We start from the raw sequence: 22,731 nt of genomic DNA, 5'->3' as shown, positions 1-22,731 counted from the left end.
CTACGAAAGAAGCGGGCCCGGGACAACCGGGTTACTCCTATCGAAGCGCAGGTGCTGGCGCGGTAGGCGCCGCCGGGTTGGCCGGGGCCGGTATTTGCGGCCCTGGCATTACCGGCGCTGGCGGTACCGGCACTACCGGCGGCACCCGTTCGTGCCAGGTGCGCGGCATCAGGCGGGCGTGTTCGATGCCGTTCAAGAACAGGTTTTGCATTGGCATGACCAGGTAGGGCAGGGTCATCGCCACCACCAGCAGGCCGACGCCGAGCGTGATCGGAAAGCCGATACCGAACAGGTTCAAGGCGGGCGCGGCGCGCGTCAGGATGCCCAGCGCGACGTTGGTGAGCAGCAGCGCCGTCACGATCGGCATCGACAGTTGCACGCCGGTACTGAACACGGTCCCGCCCCAGTCGGCCATCTGTTTAAAACCGCCGCTATAGATCGGCGTGGCCGAGATCGGCAAGGTGGAAAAACTTTCCACCAGCACCGACAGCAGCACCAGGTGGGCGTTCACCGACAGGAAGGCCAAGGTGGCCACCAGCGACAGGAACTGGCTGATCGCCGACGAGCGCCCGCGCGTGTTGGGATCGAAAAACGTGGCAAAGCCCAGGCCCATGGTCAGGCTGGAAATCTCGCCGGCCATCTCCACTGCTGCGAAGATCACGCGGATGGTAAAACCGATCGCCACGCCCACCAGCATTTCCTGCACCAGGATCAACAGGCCGGCCCACGACAGCGGTTCCACGGCCGGGGCGGCCGGCACGGTGGGGGCGATGATCATCGCCAGCAGCACGCCCAGCATGACCTTGACGCGCGCCGGCACCGCGCTGTTGCCGAAGATGGGCGCGGCCGCGATCATGCCGAGGATGCGCGTGAGCGGCCACAGCAGCCCGGCGATCCACATGTTGAGGTCGGTGCTGGAAAGGGTGATCATGGAGTGGTCAAGCGTGTGCCAAAAAGCTAGCCGACCAGGTTGGGAATGCCGCCGAATACTTCGCGCATATAGTCGAGCATGATCGACAACATCCACGGCCCGGCTACCACCAGCGCCACGAACACGCCGACCAGCTTCGGAATGAAAGAGAGGGTCGATTCATTGATCTGGGTAGCGGCCTGGAAAATACTGACGATCAGGCCGATTACCAGCGCCACCAGCAGCATCGGCGCGGCAATCATCAGGGTCACTTCCATGGCATGGCGGCCCAGGGTCATCACGCTTTCCGGTGTCATCGCGTTCCCCTAGTAAAAGCTCTGGGCCAGCGAGCCGAGCAGCAATTGCCAGCCATCGACCAGCACGAACAGCATCAGCTTGAACGGCAGCGAAATCACGGCCGGCGACATCATCATCATCCCCATCGCCATCAGCACCGACGCTACCACCATGTCGATGATCAGGAACGGGATGAAGATGGCAAAGCCGATCTGGAACGCGGTCTTGAGTTCACTGGTCACAAACGCCGGTACCAGGATGCGCAGCGGCACGTCTTCCGGTCCCTGCATGGCCGGTGTGCGCGACAGCTTGGCAAACAGCGCCAGGTCGGCCTGGCGCGTCTGCTTGAGCATGAACGCCTTCAATGGCGCGGCGCCCTTGTCGAGCGCCTCGCTCATGTTGATCTTGCTTTCTTGCAGCGGCAGGTAAGCTTCGTTGTAAATCTTGTCGAAGGTCGGGCCCATGACGAACAGGGTCAGGAACAGCGCCAACCCCACCATTACCTGGTTCGGCGGCGCCGATTGCGTGCCCAGTGCCTGGCGCAGCAGCGACAGCACGATGATGATGCGGGTAAAGCAGGTCATCAACAGCAGCGCGGCCGGGATGAAGCTCAGCGCCGTCATCAACAGCATGGTCTGCAGCGGCAGCGTGTAGTTGGTGCCGCCGCCCGGCGCCGGGGTGGCGTTCAGGGCTGGAATGCCCACGCTCGATTGCGCGGCGGCCAGCAGCGGCAGCGCCAGCGCGCCGCCCACGAGCAGCCCGGTGATGATGTTGCGATTACGGCTGTGCTTGGAGTGCATCATTGCTTGCTGTTGTTGCGTTTATCGATGGTGTGCTTGATCCAGTCGGCGAAATTGGCTGGCGCCGCCATCGGCTGGCTACCGGGGGCGACTTCCGGCGCTTCCTGGCGCGCCATGGTGGCCAGCGCGTTCATGCGGCCGGGCGAGGCGCCGACCACGATCCATTGTTCGCCCACTTCCACCACGATGATGCGTTCGCGCGCGCCCACGCTGAGCGCGCCCACCAGCTTGACCGTGTTGTTGCCGCCGCCAAAGCTGCGCGGGCCGAAGCGCTTGAGCACCCAGGCGCCGCCCAGCAGCAGGGCGATGACGAAGGCCAGCGCAAAAGTGGTCTGCATCAGGCCGCCGCCGGTAGCAGCGTTGGAATACGGCGCGGCCGGCACGCCCAGCGGCGCGCGGGCCGGATTGGGGGCGGTGGTGGTGTCGTTGGCTGCAGTGACAGGCGCGGTGGCGGCATCGGCAGCCGGTGCGGCAGCCGTGTCGTTGCCCGGGGTGGTGGCCGCCGTGCTGGCCGGTGCTGCCTGTGTCGCGGCTGGGGACGTTGCTGCTGCTGGCGTAGCGGCCGGGGCCGTTGCTGGTGTGTTGGCCGGTGCGGCTGTTGTAATGGCTGGTGCCGCTGGCGCAGTCGCCGGTGGCGGTTTGGTCGTGGCGGGCGCCGCTTGCTGGGCCAGCGCCGGTGCGCCGGCCAGGGCTGCCGTGGCGACCAGTGCCGCCAGGGTTGCTGTCGAGATCAGGGATGCCAGTGGCGAGACGGAGGTCTGCTTCATTTATTGAGTTTTCGGATGCGTTCGGAAGGCGTGATGATGTCGGTCAGGCGGATACCGAACTTGTCGTTCACCACCACCACCTCGCCTTGGGCGATCAGGCAGCCGTTGACCAGCACGTCCATCGGCTCGCCGGCCATGCCGTCGAGTTCCACCACCGAACCCTGCGCCAGTTGCAGCAGGTTCTTGATGGCGATCTTGGTGCGGCCCAGTTCGACCGTCAGCTGGACCGGGATGTCGAGGATGAAGTCGATATCGTTATGGGTTTCGGTCTTGCTGGGCGTGCCAGAAAAATCCTTGAAGACGGCCGCGCTGGCTGCCTGTTGCGCCTGCTGTGCCGCCAGTGCCGCGGCTTCCGCCTCGGCCTGCTCGGCGATGGCCGCGCCCCATGGATCATCCATTTGGTCGTCTTGATTGTCCGACATGTTGCTCTCCTGTGTAGCGGTTACCGGCGCGGCCAGGGGCCAGGGCGCCGGCATGGTGTGTTATTTGAAGTGATCGGTATTGGCCAGCAGTTTTTCCACCTTGAGCGCGTACTGGCCGTTCATCACGCCATAGCTGCAATCCATGACCGGCACGCCGTCCACGGTGGCGGAAATGAATTCCGGTATTTGCAGCGGGATGATGTCGCCCACGCGCATGTTCAGGATTTCGTCGAAGTTGACCTTGGCCGTGCCCAGCGAGGCCACCAGTTCCACTTCGGCGATCTGGATTTGCTGCGTCATCAGGCGGATCCAGCGCTTATCGACTTCCAGTGCCTCGCCCTGCAGGCTCGAGGTCAGCGAATCGCGGATCGGCTCGATCATCGAGTACGGCATGCAGAAGTGAATCTGGCCCGATACGGACCCGAGCTCCACCGTGAAGGTCGATGCCACCACCACCTCGTTCGGGGTGGCGATGTTGGCGAACTGGGTGTTCATCTCGGACCGGATGTATTCGAACTCTACCGGGTACACCGGTTCCCACGACTTGGTGTAAGCCTCGAACACGATGTCGAGGATGCGCAGGATGATGCGCTGCTCGGTCTGGGTAAAGTCGCGGCCTTCCACGCGTGTGTGGAAGCGGCCGTCGCCGCCGAACAGGTTGTCCACCAGCAAGAACACCAGGCCCGGATCGAACACCATCAGGGCCGTGCCGCGCAGCGGCTTGATGTGTATCAGGTTGAGGTTGGTGGGGACCACCAGGTTGCGGATGAATTCGCTGTACTTGGACACCCGCACCGAGCCCACCGACACTTCGGCGCTGCGGCGCAGGAAGTTGAACAGGCCCACGCGCAACAGGCGCGCGAAGCGCTCGTTGATAATCTCCAGGGTCGGCATGCGGCCCCGGACGATGCGTTCCTGGGTGGCCAGGTTGTACGTGCGGACGCCCGCGACATCTTCCTGCGCCTGGGCATCGTCCTGGTCGCCGTTGACGCCCTTCAGAAGGGCATCGACTTCTTCCTGGGAGAGAAAATTATCGGCCATGGTGTGACTGCCTGCTTCGCTGTGGTGACACTACTTACTGAATGATGAACGCGGTAAACAACACATCGACAACGTCCTGCTTGTCGCCGCGCTGCTCCAGCGGCTCGCTGGTTTGCTCGACGATTTCCTTGGCCAGCTGCATCTTGCCCTCGGGCGTGTTGATGTCGGCCGCGCGTTTGCTCGACAGCAGCAAGAGCACCCGGCTGCGTACCTTGGCCATGTTGACCTTGAGGTTTTCCTTTTCCTCGGCACTGCCCACTTCCAGCGTGAACGCCAGTTGCAGGTATTGCTCGGCGCCGTCTTCGCCCGGTTGCAGGTTGACCGTGAACGGATCGACCGGCAAATATTCCGGTGGACCGGCTTTCTTTTCCTTCTTCTTTTTCTTGGACGGCGCTTCTTCCTCGTGCGCATCGCCACTGCTGTGCATGAAATACCACGCTGCGCCACCGCCGCCGGCGCCCAGCACCAGCAACACCGCCACGATGATGATGATCAGCTTCTTGCTGCCGCCGCCTGCCGGCGCATCCACTTTCTGATCAGCCTTCATTTTTGGGTTCGCTTTCAAAAAATTGCCCCTGGGTGTTAAATCGGTTCCGCCATTATGTCATTATCGGTTGTGCCTGCGCAGCAAGATCGACCGAAAAGAGGGACGAACGCCCACCTGCTCGGTGTTTCCATGGCGGAACATGCAACAAAACCGGTCATGGCGGACTGCCGGACCGCCGGACCGGGGTTCAGGCGAAGGTATCGACCGCGCCGCTCGGCAAGCGCCGGGTGGTGACGGTGCGCGCCACCTCGGCGCCATCATCGTCGCCGGCCACGCCGCCCCGGCCACTGCCACCGCGATTGCCGTCGCTGTTACCGGCGCGCTGGTCGGCAGCCTGCTGCCCGGCGCCTGACGAGACGGTGGCATTGCCTAGTGTGATACCGGCTTCGCCCATCATCTCGCGCAGCCTGGGCAGGGCCGCTTCCAGCGCCTGGCGTACTTCCGGCGCGGCCGAGGTGAAGGCAGCGGTGGCTTGATCCTTGTTCACGCTCAGGACCACCTGCAGCGGCCCCAGGTCGGGCGGATTGAGTTCCATGGTGGCGCTCTGTTCGCCGCCGGCGGCCATGAAGATCACTTTCTGGCCCAGTTGCTGGTCCCAGGCGGGCGTGCCCACGCGGCTATACAGCGTGGTGGCCGGTGTGGCTACCCTGGACAACTCCGGTGCATTGGCGCCAGGGGCCGCGCTTGCCGCTGCCAGCGTGGCCGGGGTGGCTGATGCGGCATCCTTGGCCGCCAGTGCTGCGTCCGCTTCGGCATGGGCGTCGGCGCGTGCGCCGGCGGTGGCCAATTGCTGGCCGAAGCTGCCGGCCTCGACTTTTGGTGGGAGTTCGGTGCCTGGCGCGTGCGGGGTGGCGCTAGCAGTGGCCGGGTCGGCGGACGCATCGGTCTTCGCTTCGACTGCTGGCCTGGAGGTGCCTTGGGCATGCTTGGCCGGCGCGGCGTCGCCGGCCAGTTCTGCACGCGGCGGGATCGGGGTACTGGCGGCGTCGGCGCTGCCGGCAGCGGGCGGGGTGTCGGTGTCGGCGCTGCTGGCAGCGGGCAGGGTTTCGGCGTCGGCGCTGCCGGCGGTGAGCGGGGCTTCGGCGTCGGCGCTGCTGGCAGCGGGCAAGGTGTCGGCGGCGCGGCCCAGTGCAGCCTGGAATTCGGTGTCGGGCAACTGTTCGGCAGTGTCGGTGCTGGCTTCGGCAGCGGTCAGTGCCGCCAGGGTGGCGGCATCGACGGCGCTTGCCGCCGCGCCACCAGCACCCGCCAGGGCAACGTCGGCGTCGGCACTGGCCGCACTGGCATCGGTGCGCTGGTTGAAGGCTGCCACCAGGGCCAGCATGTCGGCCACCGGATCGGCCGCGTGCGCGGCCTCGGCATCGCTGGCGGCGCGCTCATTGACGTCATTGTTGGCGTCATTGTTGGCGGATTTCGGGGCATCTTTCTGGTCGGCGTTGGCGGCCCGGGTGGCATGCTCGACCGACTTGGACGGCGCGCCGTGGTCGATCGACTGCTCTTGCCGGGCCGGCTTGGCGGTCGCCTGGCGCTCGGCAGTCCGGGTCTCGGCATTTTTCATGATCTGGCGCTGTTCGAGCTGTTGCGACAGGGCCTGCTTGAAAGCATCGTTGCTGCTGCCGACGCCCGGATTGGGGTTGACCTTGGGCAGGTTGGCCGCCTTGCTGGCATTGACCGACGGAAGTGGGGCGTTTTGCATGGTGGACCGGGTGGTATTGTGAGAAATCAGCGCTTGTAGAACGCCTGGCGTGCTGCGTGTTCATCCATCTGCTTCTGGTCGCGCTTGTTTTCCAGCTTGAGCGCGGCAGCATCGGCGCGCTCGTTCAGGGTCGAGTACGAGACGCGCTTGCGCTCGGCCGTCTGCCAGGCCAGCTTTTCCTGGTTGCTGCGCTGTTCGGCGCGCGTGATCGCGTCATGCTGGCCCTTGACGGCTACGTCGAGCTTGTCCATGAAGGCCTGGAAGTTGCGGTAAGCCATGGGCGTGATGCCGGCGGCCTGCGCTTCCTGGAAGCGGTTGACGTATTCCTCGCGGTAGCCGACCAGCATCTCGTGCTTTTGCCGCGCCTCGTCCACCGCTTTGAGCGAGGCGCCCAGGCGCTTGGCGGCATCGTCGGTTTCGCGGCGGGCCAGGTCGATCAGGGTTTCGAGTTGTGCTTTGGAAGCCATAATGACTCCGATTATAGGTCTCGGCCGGAGCCGTCAATCAGTTGAACAGCGTGGTAAGTTGCCCCAAGCTCTCGTCCATGGTCACCCTTTCGGTGATCTGCTGTTGCAGGAATTGCTCGATCTTGTCGTGCAGCACGATGGCCTGGTCCAGCACCGGGTCGGTACCCGAAGCATACGCCCCCACGCTGATCAGGTCACGGCTGCGTTCGTATCGTGAAAACAACTGTTTCAGCCGGCGCGCGCGCTGCTGGTGCTCGTGCGGCGTGATCGAATGCATGGCGCGGCTGATCGATTGCTCGATGTCGATGGCGGGATAGTGGCCAGCTTCGGCCAGGCGGCGGTTGAGCACGATGTGGCCGTCCAGGATGGCCCGGGCCGAGTCGGCAATCGGATCCTGCTGGTCGTCGCCCTCGGTCAGCACGGTGTAGAACGCCGTGATCGAGCCGCCGCCCAGTTCGCCATTGCCGGCCCGTTCCACCAGCACCGGCAGCTTGGCAAACACCGACGGCGGATAGCCCTTGGTGGCGGGCGGCTCGCCGATGGCCAGCGCGATTTCGCGTTGTGCCATGGCGTAGCGGGTCAGCGAATCCATGATCAACAACACGTTCATGCCCTTGTCGCGGAAGTGCTCGGCGATCGCGGTGGAATACGCCGCGCCTTGCAGGCGCATCAGCGGCGGCGTGTCGGCCGGGGCAGCCACCACGACCGAACGGGCCAGGCCTTCCGCGCCGAGGATCTGCTCGATGAACTCTTTTACTTCGCGACCGCGTTCACCGATCAGCCCGACGACGATGATGTCGGCCTCGGTGTAGCGCGCCATCATGCCCAGCAGCACGGATTTGCCGACGCCGGAACCTGCAAACAGGCCCATGCGCTGGCCACGCCCCACGGTCAGCATGGCGTTGATCGAGCGCACGCCCACGTCGAGCGTATCGACAATCGGCGCGCGGCCGAGCGGGTTGGCGGGGCGGGTATTGATCGGCGCGCTGTCGGACGCGTTGAGCGGACCCAGGCCGTCGAGTGGGCGGCCGGCCGCGTCCAGCACCCGGCCCAGCAATTCCGGACCGACCGGCAGGTGGCGGGCGCGGTCGCTGGGACGGCGGCGCGGGTGATTGACGGTGCCGGGACGCGGAATCGCCGGCTCCACCGGGAACACCCGGGTGCCTGGCACCACGCCTTCGACATCGCTTTGCGGCATCAGGAATAATTTGTCGCCTTCGAAACCGACCACTTCCGCCTCGATCTTGCCGCCCGACGGCAGCGGCACGGTGCAGGCGGCGCCCACGGCCAGGCGCAGGCCCACCGCTTCCATCACCAGGCCGGCTACGCGCGTCACGCGACCCGAGACCTGCATCGGTTCCACGAAACTGACCAGCGCGGTGCAGTCGCCGAGATAGGCTTGCCAGCGGCTGGCGTGGGGATTTTTTGCCTGCGGCGCTGCCGGCGGAGCGGGCGGGGCAATGTCATCTTCCTGGTCGCCATCGAGCAATTGCTCGAGCCCTGGCTGCAGATGGGTTTGCAAGTCGGCTGGCAGTTCGTCAGGGGGCAGGATCAGGCCTTCGGCCGGATGTTGCGCAGCGTCGGTGGTATCGGGCGTGGGAATGTCGGCGCTCATGTCAGTCCAGCCAGCCGATGTCCTTGCCCAGCGCGTGGGTCAGGCGTTCCCAGCGGGCGGCGGCGGTGGCGTCGATCTGGTTGCTGGCGGTATCGACCTTGCAGCCGCCACGGCCGATGCTGGCGTCGATTACCACGCGCCAGCCGCCCTTGCTCAGCTCCTCGCCAATGCCCGCTTTGACGACCTCGGCATCGTCCGGGTGCAGCACCAGCAGCGCCGGCTGTTGCAGCACGGGCAGGTATTCGATGGCTTCACGGACGATGGGGATGATCAGTTCTGGCTTAGCGGGCAGGGCGCTTTTCAGCATGCCCTTGGCCAGTTGCAGCGCCAGCTCCAGCACGTCGTTGGCGATCAATTGATCGGCCTCGCGCAGCGCGGTGGAAAAGCTGTCGGCCAGCGCGCGCACGTGTTCGAGCGCTTCGTCGGTGACTTTTTTACCGGCTTCCAGCGCTTCCTTGTGGCCGTCGGCGTGGCCGGCTTCGTGGCCTTCCTCGTAGCCCGAGGTGCGCGCTTCCTCGCGGATCGCTTCCAGTTCCTCGACGGTGGGATAGACGATGGGGGGCGGCACGGGCGGGCCGATGTCGGCCAGTTCCTGTTGCGCTTCGATTTGTTCGTACACGCGCTGCTCGGCGTCGTGACGGGCTTGCTCGGCCGCGTGCGCACGCTGTTCGGCCTCGCGCTCGGCGACCACGCTCGGGCGTTCATCGCCGAACGACGTCATTTCCCAGCGCTGGAATGCAGTCTGCTTTTCTCTTGGTATGGTGGACATGAATTAATTATACGAATGAATCTTCGCCCTTGCCGCCGAGGACGATCTGTCCTTCGTCGGCCAGGCGGCGCACGATTTGCAATATCTGCTTCTGCTGGCTTTCCACTTCCGACAGCCGGACCGGGCCTTTCGATTCGAGGTCTTCGCGCATCATTTCGCTGGCGCGCGCCGACATGTTCTTGAATATCTTCTCGCGCAATTCCTGCGAGGCGCCTTTCAGCGCAATGATCAGCATTTCCGACTGCACCTCGCGCAGCAACAGCTGGATGCCGCGGTCGTCGATATCGATCACGTTGTCGAACACGAACATCTCGTCCATGATCTTCTGCGCCATGTCGTTGTCGTAGTTCTTGATGTTGTCCATCACCGAACTTTCCTGCTCGCCGCTCATAAAGTTGAGAATCTCGGCAGCTGTGCGCACGCCGCCCAGCGACGATTTCTTGATGTTTTCGTTACCGGACAGCAGCTTGGTCAGCACGTCATTCAGCTCGCGCAGCGCGGCCGGCTGCACGCCGTCCAGGGTGGCGATGCGCAGCACCGCGTCGTTGCGCAGGCGGTCGGTAAAGTGGCTGAGGATTTCGCAGGCCTGGTCGCGCTCGAGGTGGACCAGGATGGTGGCAATGATCTGCGGGTGTTCGTTGCGGATCAGCTCGGCTACCGATTGCGAATCCATCCATTTCAGCGATTCGATACCGGACGCGTCCTTGCCGCCCAAAATGCGCGACAGCAGCACCGATGCCTTGTCGTCGCCCAGCGCCTTGGTCAGCACCTGGCGGATGTACTCGTCGGAATCGAGGCCCACGGTGGACGCGGCCGCCACCATGTCGCGGAAGTTTTCCAGCGTGCCCACCACTTCTTCGTGCGGCACGTTTTTCATGGTGGCCATGGCGGCGCCGAGTTTCAGCACTTCGCGGGGCCCCAGGAATTTCATCACTTCGGCCGCTTCGCTTTCGCCCATGGCCAGCATCAGGATCGCCGCTTTTTGCAGTCCGGTATTCTCAGTCATTTGCGCCTATCCATTCCTTGATGATGTTGGCAACGATACGGGGATCTTCGACCGCCAGTTTTTTCGCCATGGCGAGGTTTTCGCGGTACGAGCGCACGGTGGTTTCTTCCATCTTGCGCAATTCTTCTTCGGCAATGAGCGCCTCGTCCGGGCCTTCCTCGATGACTTCCTCCGGCACTTCCGGCTCCGGCTCCGGCGTATTGATCTCGTCGATTTTCTTGAACACGGGCCGCATCATCGGGCGCACGATGCGCAGCACGATGTACAGCAGGATCAGGGCCGTGATCAGGAACTTGGCCAGGTCCTTGGCCATCGGCAAATTGGCCGGATCGCGCCACCAGTCGAGCGGCGCCTCGAACGGGCGATCGACACCATCGAACGGCGAGTTGGCCACGCTCACGGCATCGCCGCGCTCCTGGTTGTAACCCATTGCCTGTTTTACCAGGTCATTGATCTTGGCCATCTCTTCAGGAGTATAGGCCTTGATCGTGACTTTGCCGTCCTTATCGACCATGCGCTTGTAGTTCACTGCCACCGCCACCGTCAGGCGGCGCAGGCCGCCCATGCCGCGCGACTCGTAGCGCACGGTCTTGTCCACTTCGTAATTGGTGGTCGATTCCTTGTGAGTAGGCGAGGCGGCCGTGTTGGCGTTGGTGCCGGGCGGCGTGCCGGGGGCGGGCGGCACGGCGCCGGCGCCGCCGGCGATCTGGTCGAGCGGCGCGGTGGCCGTGCCCGGCGGCTGGTTCGACAGCGCGCCCGGGATACCGCCCGGGTTGGCAGGGGCGCCGCCGTTGGTTTCCGTGCTTTGCTGGCTGCGGATGGCCGAGGCGGCTGGCGGCGAGTTCGGCTTGTAGGTTTCGGCGGCCTGTTCGATCTGCGAGAAATCGACGTCGGCGGTCGCTTCGGCGCGCACATTGTTTTCGCCGACGATCGGGATGATGATCGATTCGACCTGCTTGATGATCTGCGTCTGCATGTCCTTGACATACTTCAGTTGCGTTTCATCCATGTTCTTGGCGTTCAGGCCCGATTTCTTGTTCTGGTCCGAAATCAGGTTGCCGGCCTGGTCCACCACGGTGACGTTGGCGGGCATCAGTTCCGGCACGCTCGACGCCACCAGGTGGACGATGGCGGCCGTTTGCAGCGGGTCGAGCATGCGGTTCGGGTGCAGGGTCAGCAACACCGACGCGGTCGGCTTTTGCTGGTCGCGCACGAACACGGACGGTTTCGGCAGCGCCAGGTGCACGCGGGCGTTTTCCACGGCCGCCAGCGACTGGATCGAGCGCGCCAGCTCGCCTTCGAGCGCGCGCTGGTAATTCACCTGTTCGAGGAATTGCGATACGCCCAGTTTTTGATTTTCCATCAGCTCGAAGCCGACGTTGCCGCCTTTCGGCAAGCCCAGTGCGGCGAGTTTCAGGCGCGCATCGTGGACTTGTTCGGTCGGCACCAGGATCGCCGTGCCGTTTTCGGAAAACTTGTGCTTGATGTTCAGTTTATCGAGCTCGGCCGTGATGGCGCCGCCGTCGCGGTCGGTGTAGTTGGAAAACAGCACGCCGTAGTCGGGCGCCTTGTTCCACAGGTACAGGCCGATCAGCACCGCCACGATCGCGGCCGCCGCTGCGCCGCGCAGCACGTTGCGGCCCATCGGCGTTTGCAGGAACGGCAGGCGTTCGGCGCCGTCGTCGGCTGCAGGCGGCGCATTGGTAGGGTCGAGTGGTTCGGCTACGGCCATGATCGTTAAATTCCGGGTACGTGGGAGTGATGCCTATTATTGCTTGACCCTCGGCAATTCAATCGCGTGAACAGAGCGCTCTTTCCGGTCTTGCTCGGACGAGAGTGCTTGCCAGGCTCTTGGTAATCTGTCAGCTCTGAATAAAGGCAATAACCTCTGCCACAGCGGCATGCCTATTGTAACGCCGCACCGGGACAAAACGTGAAATTTGTTTCGTGAAAGCAACACCGAGATAAACAGGAGTGGAAATGAGAACAGGTGGAATCGATAGCAGCCAGATTCAGTCGATGATCGCGCAGCTGAAGGCGCACGCCACGCGCCCGCAGCTGACGCCGCCCGTGGTGCAGACCGAAACGGTGGCCGCACCGAAGGCCGAGTTTTCGGACGCGCTGAAAACCGCGCTCGACTCGGTCAACGCGGCCCAGGTCAAGTCGAGCGAGATGGGCAAGCGCTTCGCCATGGGCGACGACAGCGTGAGCCTGTCGGATTTGATGATCACGATGCAGAAGTCGAGTATCAACTTCCAGGCAGCGATTCAGGTCCGCAATAAGCTCGTTACCGCATACCACGACATCATGAACATGCAAGTATAGCGGCTGCTTTAAAGCGCCCGGGGCGTTGTTGCAGCGGCTTGCCGTGCTAACGCACTGTCTGCGCCGCTGCGCCTAGCCGGGCGCTTTCAAGCAGCCGCACGGGACCAGGCGCAGCGAAATTTATTACCTTGTGCGCTGGTTAGACATGACGATATTGTCCATCTCCAGCGCCACGCCATCGTTGACGGCAGCCACCCACGCAGCGGTGGTTGCCACCGCCGCAAAGCTCGAATGGAACACCACGCTGAACACGCGGTGGATTTCTTCCGCGCTGGCCTTGCCGGCCGCGTTCTCATAGGGCAGCGATCCGCTCGCATCCGCCAGAAACTCTACCTTCAAGCCGGCATGCGCCGCGTGGTAGATCGTGGCTGCATCGCAGTTGTGGGTCATGTAGCCGACGATGGTCAAGGTGTCGATCTGGTGCGCCCGCAGCCATTCCGCCAGGTCGGTGCCGGCAAATACGCTGGCCTGGGCTTTTTGCAGGTGGTGATCCACCTTGCGCGCGGCCACATCCGGGTGCAGTTTCCAGCCCGGTGAACCGGTGGCAAATACCGGCGCGCCGGCCGGGGTGGCGTGCTGCACCACGATCACCGGCACGCCGTTGGCGCTGGCCGTGTCCATCGCCAGCATGATATTAGGCAGCGAAGTAGTCACCGGCGGGTATTCGATCGGCAGCGTGCCGGTAAAGTATTCGTTCTGAGCGTCAATGACGAGCAGGGCGCGGCGGGGAGTGGCAGTCATGGCGATTTCCTTGAAAGTGGGGGTAGAGCCATTGTCGGCCGGGCGCGCCACGCGGGCCAGTGGCCTGAAGGCATGTCTGCGATATAATCGGGCCATGACGACTGCGCCCACAAAAGTTGCCGTGATTGCCTTCAATGGCATCACCCCGTTTCACCTGTCGGTGCCATGCCTCGTGTTCGACGCGGCGCCTGCCGGGCGCTTCGACGTGCGCGTGTGCGCGGCCGACGGCACGCCGCTGGCCACCTCGGCCGGTTTTGCTATTGCGACCGCACACGGTCTGGAAGCGCTGGCGGATGCCGACCTGGTGATCATGCCCTCGTGGCACGACGACTGCAGCCCGGCGCCGCCCCGGCTGCTTGATGCCCTGCGCGGCGCCCATGCCCGTGGCGCCCGGGTGGTGGGGCTGTGCCTGGGTGCCTATCCGCTGGCCGAAGCGGGTCTGTTGAACGGCAAAACTGCCACTACCCATTGGGCCTACGCCGACCAGCTGGCGCTGCGGTTTCCCGAGATAACAGTCGACAGTGACGTTTTGTACGTGGACCAGGGAACGGTGCTGACGTCGGCCGGCGTGGCGGCCGGGCTCGATTGCTGTCTGCACCTGCTGCGCCAGCAGTGCGGGGCCGAGCTGGCCAACGTGGTGGCGCGCCAGTTGGTCGTCGCACCACACCGCCAGGGCGGCCAGGCGCAGTTCATCGAGCGGCCGCTGCCGGTCTCGCGCAGCGACGGCCGCTTTGCCGACGTGCTGGCGTGGGTGGGGGAGCGGCTCGAACAGGCCCACAGCATCGACGCGCTGGCCGCACGCGCGGCCATGAGCCGGCGCCACTTTACGCGCCACTTCCGCCAGGCGACCGGCAGTTCCTTCAAGCAGTGGCTACTGGCGCAGCGGCTGGCACAGGCGCGCCGCCTACTGGAAGGCAGCGACGCTGCCATCGAGGTGGTAGCGCAGCAGTCAGGGTTCGGCTCGGCGCTGTCGCTGCGCCAGCATTTCAAGGCGGCGTTGCAGTTGTCGCCGTCCGCTTACCGCAAGGGATACAGAATTTAACTGGCGTTTGCGTTACGACATGCCGGCAATACGGGCATTGCGCTCGCGTTCGAGCTTGGTGATATAGCGCTGCACGTAAGCAAGCATGCTGCGCTGGATGTCGGTGAATTCGCAGCCCAGGCGGCGGTTGGTCTTGTTGTTGAGCAGGGTCATGTCCAGCGAGTTGCGCACCTGCAGCGACGTGGTGACCGCGCCGATCTCGGGCAGGTCGATGCGGCAACCGGGGAATACCTTGCCGATGGCGTCGCCCAGCAACATCTTGTTGTCGAGGATGGCGATGCCGCCGCAGCTGATGTCGGCCAGCGGGAAGCTGGTGTTGCCGCCCAATTCTTCCGGCAACGGAATCACCACCCGCACCGGGTTGGTCACGGGCGTGTTCATGCGATAAAACTCGCGCCGTTGCAGGCGGATCAGGGTGGGCGGCACGCTGATGCGGAAGGCCGGTTCGCCTTCGTGGGTGATCGCTTCGATGCGCTCGGCGGCAAACATGATGCGCACCTTGTCGAGCGTGGTTTCAAACGACAGCCGCTCGGCGTTGGCAATGCGCTTGTTTTGCTCGGCGTCGATCGACGTGTCGAGCACAACGGTATCGCGTACGTCGTCCACGGCCAGGATCGAGGTCACGCACACGTCGGACTCGCCCTTGATCAACATGCGGATCAACTGGTTTTTCTGGCCGATGTTGCGCAGCAGGGACACGATCTCCTTGCGCGATTCGATTTCGAAATCGTGCCAGTTTTCCAATGCCGCGTCCTGAAATTGAGGGTACATCGAAGCCAGTCGGGTCAAGTGTCGCTGATGGGAGCGCTGGTGTCGGGGGCCGCCGGCAGCGGCTGGCCGGACTTTTGCGCAGATTCAATATAATAAAGCCACGCCAACAGTTCCGCAATCGTGCGGTAGAGCATGGGTGGAATTTGTTGATCAAGATCCACGTCCATGAGCAAAGAAACAAGTTCCTTCGACTCGTGGATGTGCACGCCGGCCTCCAGCGCCACGCCAATGATCTGCTCGGCCACCAGGCCACGGCCCTTGGCCACCACCTTGGGCGCGGGCGTGCCGTCCTGGTAGGCCAGGGCCACCGCCTGTTGCAGCGGCTTGCGCACTTCAGTGGCCATCGGCGGCTCCCGGGGTGTCCTGCTGGGTGATCGCCAGCGACGACAGCAGGCCTCCGGCCGCCGCCATCGCCGCTTCGAACTGGCCGGCGTAGGCGCGCAGGGTGGCGGCCGCATCATCGGTGTCGGTTTGCAGCTGCACGTGGACCTGGTCGCCGACCATGGTCACGGTGGCGGCCACCTTGCCCAACATCGGCAGCCGGAAGCGCACGCCGCTGCGCCATACCTGTTCCTGGCCGTCGTCCGCCTGCTGCTGGTGGCTGCCGTCGCGCTTCTCGCGCTTGACCTCCCATTGCATCTGCTGGCCGGGCCACGCTTCGCCGTTCCACTGCACCCGGCCTTGCTCCTGGGTGTGTAACTGCTGGTTGACCATTTGCGCCGGGGTCAGGTCGGGGCCGCCCGGCCCCAGGCGCGCCAGCGACTCGCCCGATTGCTGCGCCAGCCGTTGCAACTGCTGCATGTGCTGCATTTGCGGCTCGCGCATCAGGTCCGCCAGCGGCCGTTCACCTTTAACCCACTCGGTCACGTGCGATTCGTAAAACAGGCCGCTCTTCGAGATGGTGTCGTTGAGCTTTTGGGCCAGCTTGTCGGTGTCGGGCGCGGCATTGCCGAACAGCGCAGACTTGCCGATCAGCGCCAGTTGCGCCATCTGGCCGCCGGCCGGCAAGATCGTCGCCAGCGCCCGCGCGGTGGGGCTCAGGGTCGATTGCGGCGTGGTGTGGTCGAGGCCCGGCAAGTCGGCGCTGGCGGTGAGCGGCGCCTTGCCCAGCAAGGCGGCCGCCAGGCTTTGCGGCCGCGCCGCTTCGGCACCGCGGCCGCCCTGGGCAGCAGCGGTGCCGGCGGTGGTAGCCGGCCCGGCGTCCGTGTCGGTGGGCAGGCTGGCAGCAAGGGTTGCGGCGGCATTGCCGGCAACGCCGGCCGACAAACCCGCGCCGCGCGCCAGACCCGCCTGCGGGGGGGCCTGCGAGGGCAAGTTGGCCGGTTGGGCGTCGCCGCCGTCGGGATAGACCACGGTGGCGCCGGCAGTGCCGGTGCCGAACTGGAACGTGGGACGGGGAGAGGCGCTGAGCACGGTCAGCGAGACTTCGGCGCCGACCTTGACGTCGGTCGGCAACATCATGCGCACGTTCTGCTCGGCGACCTTGACCAGCGCGCTGCCGTCGCTGAACTTCGATTGCACGACCGCCGGCACGTTCTGGCCGACCAGCCCTTGCAGCGCCTTTTGCAGCGCTACCTGGCCTTGGCGAGCGTCGCCGACGGCGGCGCCAGTGCCGGCGCCGTCGGAAGGCCCGACCGGCCGGATGCTGGCGTCAATGCGCGGCAACATGGCGCGCCCCGGCTTTAGACGTTGCCGTAGGCGTTAACCACGCGCCGTTCGGTACCGGTAGAGCTGATCAGCTTGGACAATTGCGCCATCCACGGCATGGTGAGGTCGCGGATCTGGCGGTCGGCGTTGAGCATCTGGCGAATCAGCTCGATCTTGCGTTCGCGGTCGGCGCCCGTCATCGGCTGGCTCGGTTCGGCGCGCAGCGCCTGCACGTGCGCCGCCACGCGCTGTTCGAGCGCGACCAGCGTGTCCCAATCGCTGGCGCTGGCGGCCTGTACCATTTGTTCGGTGAGGGCAGCCATGGCGGCGTAGGCGGATAAAGCTTCTTGATTCGTCATCATGGGTCAAACGCTCGCAAAGTTGGCAGGTTGGGGACGGCCGGTGACGGCAGGATTGTCGGCGATCGCGTTCCACGCGTCGCGCAATTCGATCAGCAGGCGCTGGACTTCCTCAACGATGCCGGCATCGCTCTGGATGTTGGCGGTGAGCAGGCGCCCGCTCATGTATTCGTACAGGGAATCGAGGCCCTCGGCGATCTCGCCGCCAGCCTTTTTATCGAGCGCGGAACGCAGGCCGCTGTCGATGATCAGGATGGCCTTGGACAGCGACTTGCCCTTCTCGGCAATATTGCCACTGCGGATGGCGCCCAGTGCGCTGTTGAGCGCGACCAGCGCGCCGTCGAACAGCATGACGATCAGCTTGTGGGGGCTGGCGGCGACGACGCCGGTTTCCATGCCAACCTTGGCATAGGCATGCACGCCAGTTTGTCGAGATCCAAACATACTCTGTCTCCTGTGAATAGGGCGTTACTTTAAAGAGGACAACGAAGCGAGCTGCTGCGTCAGGAACGATTGCGTGCTGTTCAAGTTCGCGATCATGGTATCGAGCGCTGAATATTGCTTGCGATAGCGCGCCTCCACTTCGACCAGCCGGGTCGCGAATTTCTCGCGCTGCGTAGTGATGTCCTTGACGGCGTCGTTGAGCCCCTTGGTGCGGCTGGTAATGGCCCCGCCGGCACCGAGATAACCGGACGCCAATGTATTGAGTTGGTACGCGTAGCCCTGGGAAAAACCGAAGGTGCCGCGCGCACCGGTGGTATCGCCCTCCACGGTGAGCTTGAGGCCTTCGACCGGACCACCGGGCATGCCGGTGAGCGTCTGACCGTCGCCGCTGGCTGCGTACTCGCCGATGGTGCCCGCCACATCCTTGCCCTTGACTGACGTACCGGTGCCAAAGACCGCCGAGGTGTCGGTGCCGGTGGTCATGGTGATGCTGATGTTGGACTTCGAGCCGTAATTGGTCGATTCCAGTTTAAGTTTGCCATCGGTGCCCACGGTGGCTGCCACTGTCGAGCCTTTCGACGAGAAAGCAGATACGCCATTGATCGACGACTGCAGTGCGGCCGCCAGTTGCGATGGATTGTAACGACCTTCCGGGATAGTAATGGTAGCCGTGTTGGACGCCAAGGTCGGCTCCGTGTCATTGAGAGTGACACTCCAGGTCGTATTTGCACCGATGACTGTCTCGTCCGGCAGCACATTGGTCCCCTGCAAGGTCCCCTTGGTGGCCAGTTGCGTGATATTGATCGCGTAGTCGCCTGCTCCCGACTTGGCGGTGGAACTGACAAACTTGATATCGGGATCGGTGCTGCGGCCGACGGCGGCAAACAGGCCGGCGATATCGTTGTAGTTGTTGTCGATGGCCTTTTGCAGCTTGCTGTTTTCGAGCACCAGGCTGCCGTCTTTCTGGAAGGCGATGCCGATCTGCGACAGGCTGGTCAGGCTGGTGCCTTGCAGCCCCGTCAAGCTGGCCGTCATCTGGCGGCGGATGGTCGCTTGCAGGTTGCGCAAAGTCGAATCACCGAGCAGCGGACCGCCAGTCTTGGTTTCTTCGTTGTAGCCGCCCAGCGACGTGAATTGATTGTTGAGATCGTTATACGCCTTGACGAAGCCGTTGACAGAAGTGGTCAGTGCCGCCGTGTCCTTGTTGACCGCCAGCGTGGAATTGCCGGTCTTGATCGCATTGATGGTCACCCCGGTAATCGCGCCCGAAATGGTATTGGTCGAGCTGGTCACGTCGATCCCGTTGACTGTGGCCTTGGTGTCGGATGCGGACATTTTCTGGTTCATGTTCTGCACGCCGCCCGGATCGTAACTGAGCAAATCGACCAGGGCCGGGTCGGCCGGTTCGCCGCCGGTGCCCGCCAGCGTGATCTTCATGGTGGAGCTTTGGCCGGTGCTCGTTGACGTGAGGATCAAACGGTTGGGCTTGGCGTCAGTGCCGCTTGAGCCATCCGAGACGATGCTGGCGGTCACGCCGAAGCCGCCCTTGTTGATCGCATTCACGATCTCCTGCAGCGAATTGTTGGTGCTGTCGATGACGACGTTGCCGCTGGTGCGGTCGCTGTCGGGCGTAAAAGTGGCACCCAGGTAAGCGCCGCCCACGCCTGACGTCAGGCCGGCGCCGGCCGGATTGCTGCCCGCTATGCTGATCGGGCTGCCGTCGTTGGAAATGAGCGAGATCGATCCCACCACCGTGGTGCTCGAGCCGATGTTGGCCTGGCCGCTGTTGCCGATGCCGCCCGTGACGCTGCCAGAGACTGCTTCGGCGACGGCCACGTTGCTGCCGTCGGCATTGGTAAAGCGCAAGGTACCATCGGCTGCCGTGCCGCTTACCGTAATATTGGCGTCAGCCAGCGCGCGCACGACCGACGTGTTGCCGGTGAGGGCGGCGTCGATCGAGGCGGCGGTCACCGCGCCGGCTGCACTCCCGGCCACGTTTTCGCCCTGGACCGCGATTTCCACACCACCGACCGACAGCGAATAGGTGCCGCCACCGCTGGTGTCGACATTGCCGAAGGTGGATGCACCGCCACTGCCGAACAGCGTGGCGCTGGTGGTGGTGGGCGCCGCCTTGGCCGAAACGCCGGTGGTCGAACTCTTGGCGTTGATGGCGTCGGCCAGCAGGCGGGCGCTGCGCGTGGTATTGTCGGTGGCAATGGCGGTGCCGTTGATCGACAGCGCACCGGGCGTCAAGCCGCCCGTGCTCAGGCTGGCGCCCAGTGCCGTGCCATTGATGCCGAACGTGCCATTGCTGACCGTTCCAAGCGAGAAATTGATGGTGGTCTTGGCGCCTACGCCGATTGCGGCGGTGGTGGACTTGAAGCCGTTGGACGCCAGCGTTTGCGGCTGCGCCACCTGGGTTACGTTGATTTTGTAGGAGCCGGCTTTGGCCGTGCCATTGGCGGTCGCATTGAAGATCGATGCGTCGCCGGGCATTGCGGACATGGTCTGAAAGCTGCCGAGCGACGTCAGGCCCGACAGCGCCGCCTGGAACGTGCCCAGCGCGCCTGACAGGTTGCCGAATGCGGATACCTGGCCCAGGGCGCTGGCCGACTTTTTGTCGTACTGCGCCAGCGGCGCCGACTCCACCGCCATCAGCTTGGTGATGATGTCGTTGATCGGAAGCCCTGATCCAATGTTGGGGGTCGAGATAGCCACGTTGTACTCCTGTGTAAGCCCATAATATAAGGCAATAACGGCAGAATCAAACCGGACTTGAGAGGGAAGAATACCAGCCAGTTCTCACTTAGCGGAAGAAAGTCGGGGTTGACGATGATGCCGTTGCGGCGCGGGGAGGGCGGCATGCCTGAAACAGCTTGCCATGCGGGAGAAAAAAACGGCGCGCGCAAGGCGCGCCGTGGTGCTGCGGGTTCAGGCGGTTTGCTGGATCAGCACGCCCTTGGTGGACTTCGCTTCCATGGCCTTGGCGATTTCCAGCGCTTCGGGCGTGGGAATCTGGCGCAATACTTCCTTGGTGCTCTGGTCGATAACCTTGACCACGGTGCGCTTGCTGTCGGTATCGATGGAAAACTCGAGCCCCTGGGATTTTGCCTGCGGCGATTTGTTCAACTCGGACACTGCCCGGTTGACCTGTTCGAGCGAAGGCGCGCCCTTGACGGCGTTGGCGGTTTCGACGGCGGTGGCCGGTGAGCGTGTCGCTCCCGGTGCGGGAGCGGCGTCGGCGCCCGCGATCTGACGTTCCGCCGGGCGAGCGGTGGCGACAGAACCTATTGAGTCGATAGTCATGATGCGTCCTTTACGAAAAATCCCCGACTGATCAAATCAGCCGGGGAGCGTGGTTAGCGCAAGTTTTTTCTGAGCTAACTCATCCCGGAGGATTAGCCACGCAGCAGCGACAGTACGCCATTCGGCAGCGAGTTGGCCTGGGCCAGCATCGCAGTACCTGCCTGTTGCAGGATCTGGCCGCGCGTCAGGTTGGCCGTCTCTTGCGCGAAGTCGGTATCCTGGATCCGGCTACGCGATGCCGACAAGTTCTCGGTCGTCGTGTTCAGGTTGGCAATCGTCGAGGCGAAGCGGTTCTGGATCGCACCGAGGTCGGCGCGGTTCTTGTTGATCTGGTTCAGCGCCGAGTCGATGGTTTTCAGTGCTGCGTTCGAACCTTCCACGGTGCTGACGTCGATCTTGTCCACCGACGCCAGTTCGCTGCCGATATCGGCTGCACCCAGGCTCACAGCGCCGCCGTTGATCGAGAAGCCGCTGTCGGACGACAGCTCGATCGAACCACCGACCGTCACGGTAGCTGTCGCCGGCTGACCGGCACCTGCCGTGGTGGTCGGCGGGGTGGTGGTGGTGTCGATGATATCCGCGCCGCGCATCTCGGCATTGGCCATGGCCACATTGGTGGTACCGGTGCCGCTAACCATGGTGATATCGTCGCCAGCGATGTTATCGAGTTGCAACTCTTTCTGGTTAGTGGTCTGGTTGACCTTGATACTGGCTGTAACATTGGTCGTACCGCTCTGGGCATTGATCGCCTGCGCCAGGGATGCCAGGTCGCCGTTCTTGACCGACGACGAAATCGTCACAGGGTCCGCATTGGCGCTTTTCAGCGTAAAGCTGACCGCCTGCGACGTTGCGCTAGGCAGGCCGCCAGTATCGAGGCCGATGCCTTTGATGGTCGCCGTGGTTTTGGCCTGTGCCGACACACCACTGCTATTGCTCAGGGCATTGATCTTGGCGGCGATGGCCTTGGCGCTGTCGCCCACAGCCGCTTCCACCTTGGTGGTAATGCCCGCGCCGGAGCTGATGGTCAGCTGTTCGGCGGCGGTCAGGCCGTTCGCCGCGGTAGCGACGGCGGCGTTCATGGTGGCGCCGCCGGCGGTGGTTTTGATGGTGTTGTTACCGAGGTCGGCTGCCTTGGCGCTGGCCACACCGATGTTGATGGTCTGGTTCGAGTTCGCGCCAACCTGGAACTGGGTGTTGGTCAGCGAGCCGTCGAGCACGTTCTGGCCGTTGAACTGGGTAGTGTTGGCCACGCGGTCCAGTTCTTTCGACAGGGAGGCTACCTCGTTCTGGATCGATTTGCGATCCGATTCCGAGTTGGTGCCGTTGGCGGACTGCACCGCCAATTCGCGCACACGTTGCAGCAGATCGCCAGCGGTGCTCAAGCCACCCTCAGCAGTCTGAGCCAGCGAGATGCCGTCGTTGGCGTTACGGGCCGCTTGCTGGTTACCGCGAATTTGCGACGTGAAGCGCTCGGAAATTGCCAGGCCGGCGGCGTCGTCCTTGGCGCTGTTGATGCGCAGGCCGGAGGACAGACGTTGCAACGAGGTCGACAGATTAGCTTGCGAGCTGCTCAGGTTACGTTGCGAATTGAGCGATTGGATATTACTGTTGATGACTTGTGCCATGATGATTCTCCAGATTACTACGGTGTGGGCTAGCTGCTCATTTCACTTTGGTCTGTCTCCGCGTTCCGAGACAATCAAACCGCTGTTGTAATGATTTTCGGTTGCCCAGCGGGAAAATTTAGGCCTGGAAACGA

The 22,731-nt window shown here is 63.7% G+C and carries 24 protein-coding genes; 2 read left to right on the top strand and 22 right to left on the bottom strand.

The features are described 5' to 3' along the window. Positions 1-37: 37 nt before the first annotated feature. The 13 genes from fliR to fliF form a co-directional block, all read right to left on the bottom strand. Positions 38-931, bottom strand: a complete 894-nt coding sequence (gene fliR, locus F8197_RS09655; protein ID WP_152881664.1) for a flagellar biosynthetic protein FliR — start codon at positions 929-931, stop codon at positions 38-40. A 26-nt stretch (positions 932-957) separates the two neighbouring features. Continuing rightward, the gene (gene fliQ / locus F8197_RS09650) at positions 958-1,227 is read right to left on the bottom strand and encodes a flagellar biosynthesis protein FliQ (protein ID WP_026637458.1); all 270 of its coding nucleotides are present in this window, start codon (positions 1,225-1,227) and stop codon (positions 958-960) included. Between the two features lie 9 nt (positions 1,228-1,236). After that, positions 1,237-2,007, bottom strand: coding sequence for a flagellar type III secretion system pore protein FliP (fliP, locus tag F8197_RS09645; RefSeq protein WP_056140713.1), 771 nt, complete (start codon positions 2,005-2,007; stop codon positions 1,237-1,239). Next, positions 2,007-2,774, bottom strand: coding sequence for a flagellar biosynthetic protein FliO (gene fliO, locus F8197_RS09640; RefSeq protein WP_152881663.1), 768 nt, complete (start codon positions 2,772-2,774; stop codon positions 2,007-2,009). Before fliO ends, fliP begins: the two co-directional genes overlap by 1 nt. Beyond that, positions 2,771-3,196, bottom strand: coding sequence for a flagellar motor switch protein FliN (gene fliN, locus F8197_RS09635; RefSeq protein WP_019922832.1), 426 nt, complete (start codon positions 3,194-3,196; stop codon positions 2,771-2,773). The genes fliO and fliN overlap by 4 nt, the downstream gene beginning before the upstream one ends. A gap of 60 nt (positions 3,197-3,256) precedes the next feature. Continuing rightward, on the bottom strand, positions 3,257-4,237 hold the full coding sequence (fliM, locus tag F8197_RS09630; RefSeq protein ID WP_019922831.1) for a flagellar motor switch protein FliM: 981 nt from the start codon (positions 4,235-4,237) through the stop codon (positions 3,257-3,259). Positions 4,238-4,271: 34 nt separating this feature from the next. Continuing rightward, positions 4,272-4,784 (bottom strand): flagellar basal body-associated protein FliL, encoded by a 513-nt coding sequence (gene fliL / locus F8197_RS09625; protein WP_056140709.1) that lies wholly within the window; start codon positions 4,782-4,784, stop codon positions 4,272-4,274. 187 nt (positions 4,785-4,971) lie between these two features. Continuing rightward, entirely contained in the window at positions 4,972-6,480 is a 1,509-nt protein-coding gene (locus F8197_RS09620; RefSeq protein ID WP_152881662.1) for a flagellar hook-length control protein FliK, read from the bottom strand. A gap of 26 nt (positions 6,481-6,506) precedes the next feature. After that, the gene (gene fliJ / locus F8197_RS09615; protein ID WP_019922828.1) at positions 6,507-6,947 is read right to left on the bottom strand and encodes a flagellar export protein FliJ; all 441 of its coding nucleotides are present in this window, start codon (positions 6,945-6,947) and stop codon (positions 6,507-6,509) included. 37 nt (positions 6,948-6,984) lie between these two features. Next, positions 6,985-8,562, bottom strand: coding sequence for a flagellar protein export ATPase FliI (gene fliI / locus F8197_RS09610; RefSeq protein WP_373996827.1), 1,578 nt, complete (start codon positions 8,560-8,562; stop codon positions 6,985-6,987). 1 nt (position 8,563) lies between these two features. Beyond that, positions 8,564-9,331 (bottom strand): flagellar assembly protein FliH, encoded by a 768-nt coding sequence (locus F8197_RS09605; protein ID WP_193333383.1) that lies wholly within the window; start codon positions 9,329-9,331, stop codon positions 8,564-8,566. A 7-nt stretch (positions 9,332-9,338) separates the two neighbouring features. Next, entirely contained in the window at positions 9,339-10,337 is a 999-nt protein-coding gene (gene fliG, locus F8197_RS09600) for a flagellar motor switch protein FliG (RefSeq protein WP_019922825.1), read from the bottom strand. Further along, complete coding sequence (gene fliF / locus F8197_RS09595) at positions 10,330-12,069, bottom strand: flagellar basal-body MS-ring/collar protein FliF (protein WP_019922824.1); 1,740 nt, start codon at positions 12,067-12,069, stop codon at positions 10,330-10,332. Before fliF ends, fliG begins: the two co-directional genes overlap by 8 nt. Positions 12,070-12,317: 248 nt before the next feature. Here fliF and fliE point away from each other — a divergent pair, with 248 nt between their 5' ends. Next, complete coding sequence (gene fliE, locus F8197_RS09590; protein ID WP_026637454.1) at positions 12,318-12,662, top strand: flagellar hook-basal body complex protein FliE; 345 nt, start codon at positions 12,318-12,320, stop codon at positions 12,660-12,662. Between the two features lie 123 nt (positions 12,663-12,785). Here fliE and F8197_RS09585 read toward each other — a convergent pair whose 3' ends face one another. Beyond that, positions 12,786-13,403 (bottom strand): cysteine hydrolase family protein, encoded by a 618-nt coding sequence (locus tag F8197_RS09585; protein ID WP_152881661.1) that lies wholly within the window; start codon positions 13,401-13,403, stop codon positions 12,786-12,788. Between the two features lie 94 nt (positions 13,404-13,497). Here F8197_RS09585 and F8197_RS09580 point away from each other — a divergent pair, with 94 nt between their 5' ends. Continuing rightward, positions 13,498-14,445 (top strand): GlxA family transcriptional regulator, encoded by a 948-nt coding sequence (locus F8197_RS09580; protein ID WP_152881660.1) that lies wholly within the window; start codon positions 13,498-13,500, stop codon positions 14,443-14,445. Positions 14,446-14,457: 12 nt separating this feature from the next. Here the strand turns inward: F8197_RS09580 and F8197_RS09575 are convergent, their stop codons facing one another. From F8197_RS09575 to F8197_RS09540, 8 genes are all read right to left on the bottom strand, one after another. After that, entirely contained in the window at positions 14,458-15,216 is a 759-nt protein-coding gene (locus F8197_RS09575; RefSeq protein WP_152881659.1) for a flagellar brake protein, read from the bottom strand. A gap of 14 nt (positions 15,217-15,230) precedes the next feature. Next, complete coding sequence (locus F8197_RS09570; RefSeq protein ID WP_056140689.1) at positions 15,231-15,560, bottom strand: EscU/YscU/HrcU family type III secretion system export apparatus switch protein; 330 nt, start codon at positions 15,558-15,560, stop codon at positions 15,231-15,233. After that, positions 15,550-16,884 carry a flagellar hook-length control protein FliK gene (locus tag F8197_RS09565; protein ID WP_152881658.1) on the bottom strand — a complete coding sequence of 445 codons (1,335 nt, stop codon included), beginning with the start codon at positions 16,882-16,884 and terminating at the stop codon, positions 15,550-15,552. The genes F8197_RS09570 and F8197_RS09565 overlap by 11 nt, the downstream gene beginning before the upstream one ends. A gap of 14 nt (positions 16,885-16,898) precedes the next feature. After that, complete coding sequence (locus F8197_RS09560) at positions 16,899-17,225, bottom strand: flagellar protein FliT (protein ID WP_056140682.1); 327 nt, start codon at positions 17,223-17,225, stop codon at positions 16,899-16,901. Between the two features lie 3 nt (positions 17,226-17,228). Then, positions 17,229-17,666: a flagellar export chaperone FliS gene (gene fliS / locus F8197_RS09555; protein ID WP_026637452.1), complete on the bottom strand. Its 438-nt coding sequence runs from the start codon at positions 17,664-17,666 to the stop codon at positions 17,229-17,231. A gap of 24 nt (positions 17,667-17,690) precedes the next feature. Further along, complete coding sequence (fliD, locus tag F8197_RS09550) at positions 17,691-20,384, bottom strand: flagellar filament capping protein FliD (protein WP_373996826.1); 2,694 nt, start codon at positions 20,382-20,384, stop codon at positions 17,691-17,693. 213 nt (positions 20,385-20,597) lie between these two features. Beyond that, entirely contained in the window at positions 20,598-20,972 is a 375-nt protein-coding gene (locus F8197_RS09545) for a flagellar protein FlaG (RefSeq protein WP_152881657.1), read from the bottom strand. Positions 20,973-21,064: 92 nt separating this feature from the next. Further along, a complete protein-coding gene (locus F8197_RS09540; RefSeq protein WP_152881656.1) occupies positions 21,065-22,597 on the bottom strand; it encodes a flagellin in 1,533 nt (510 codons plus the stop codon). Positions 22,598-22,731: the final 134 nt, after the last annotated feature.

This window comes from Duganella sp. FT27W, from assembly GCF_009295655.1.
GTDB classification, from domain to species: Bacteria; Pseudomonadota; Gammaproteobacteria; order Burkholderiales; family Burkholderiaceae_D; genus Rugamonas; species Rugamonas zoogloeoides.
The sequence above is the reverse complement of the archived record's forward strand: the minus strand, read 5'-3'. Positions and strand labels throughout refer to the sequence as shown.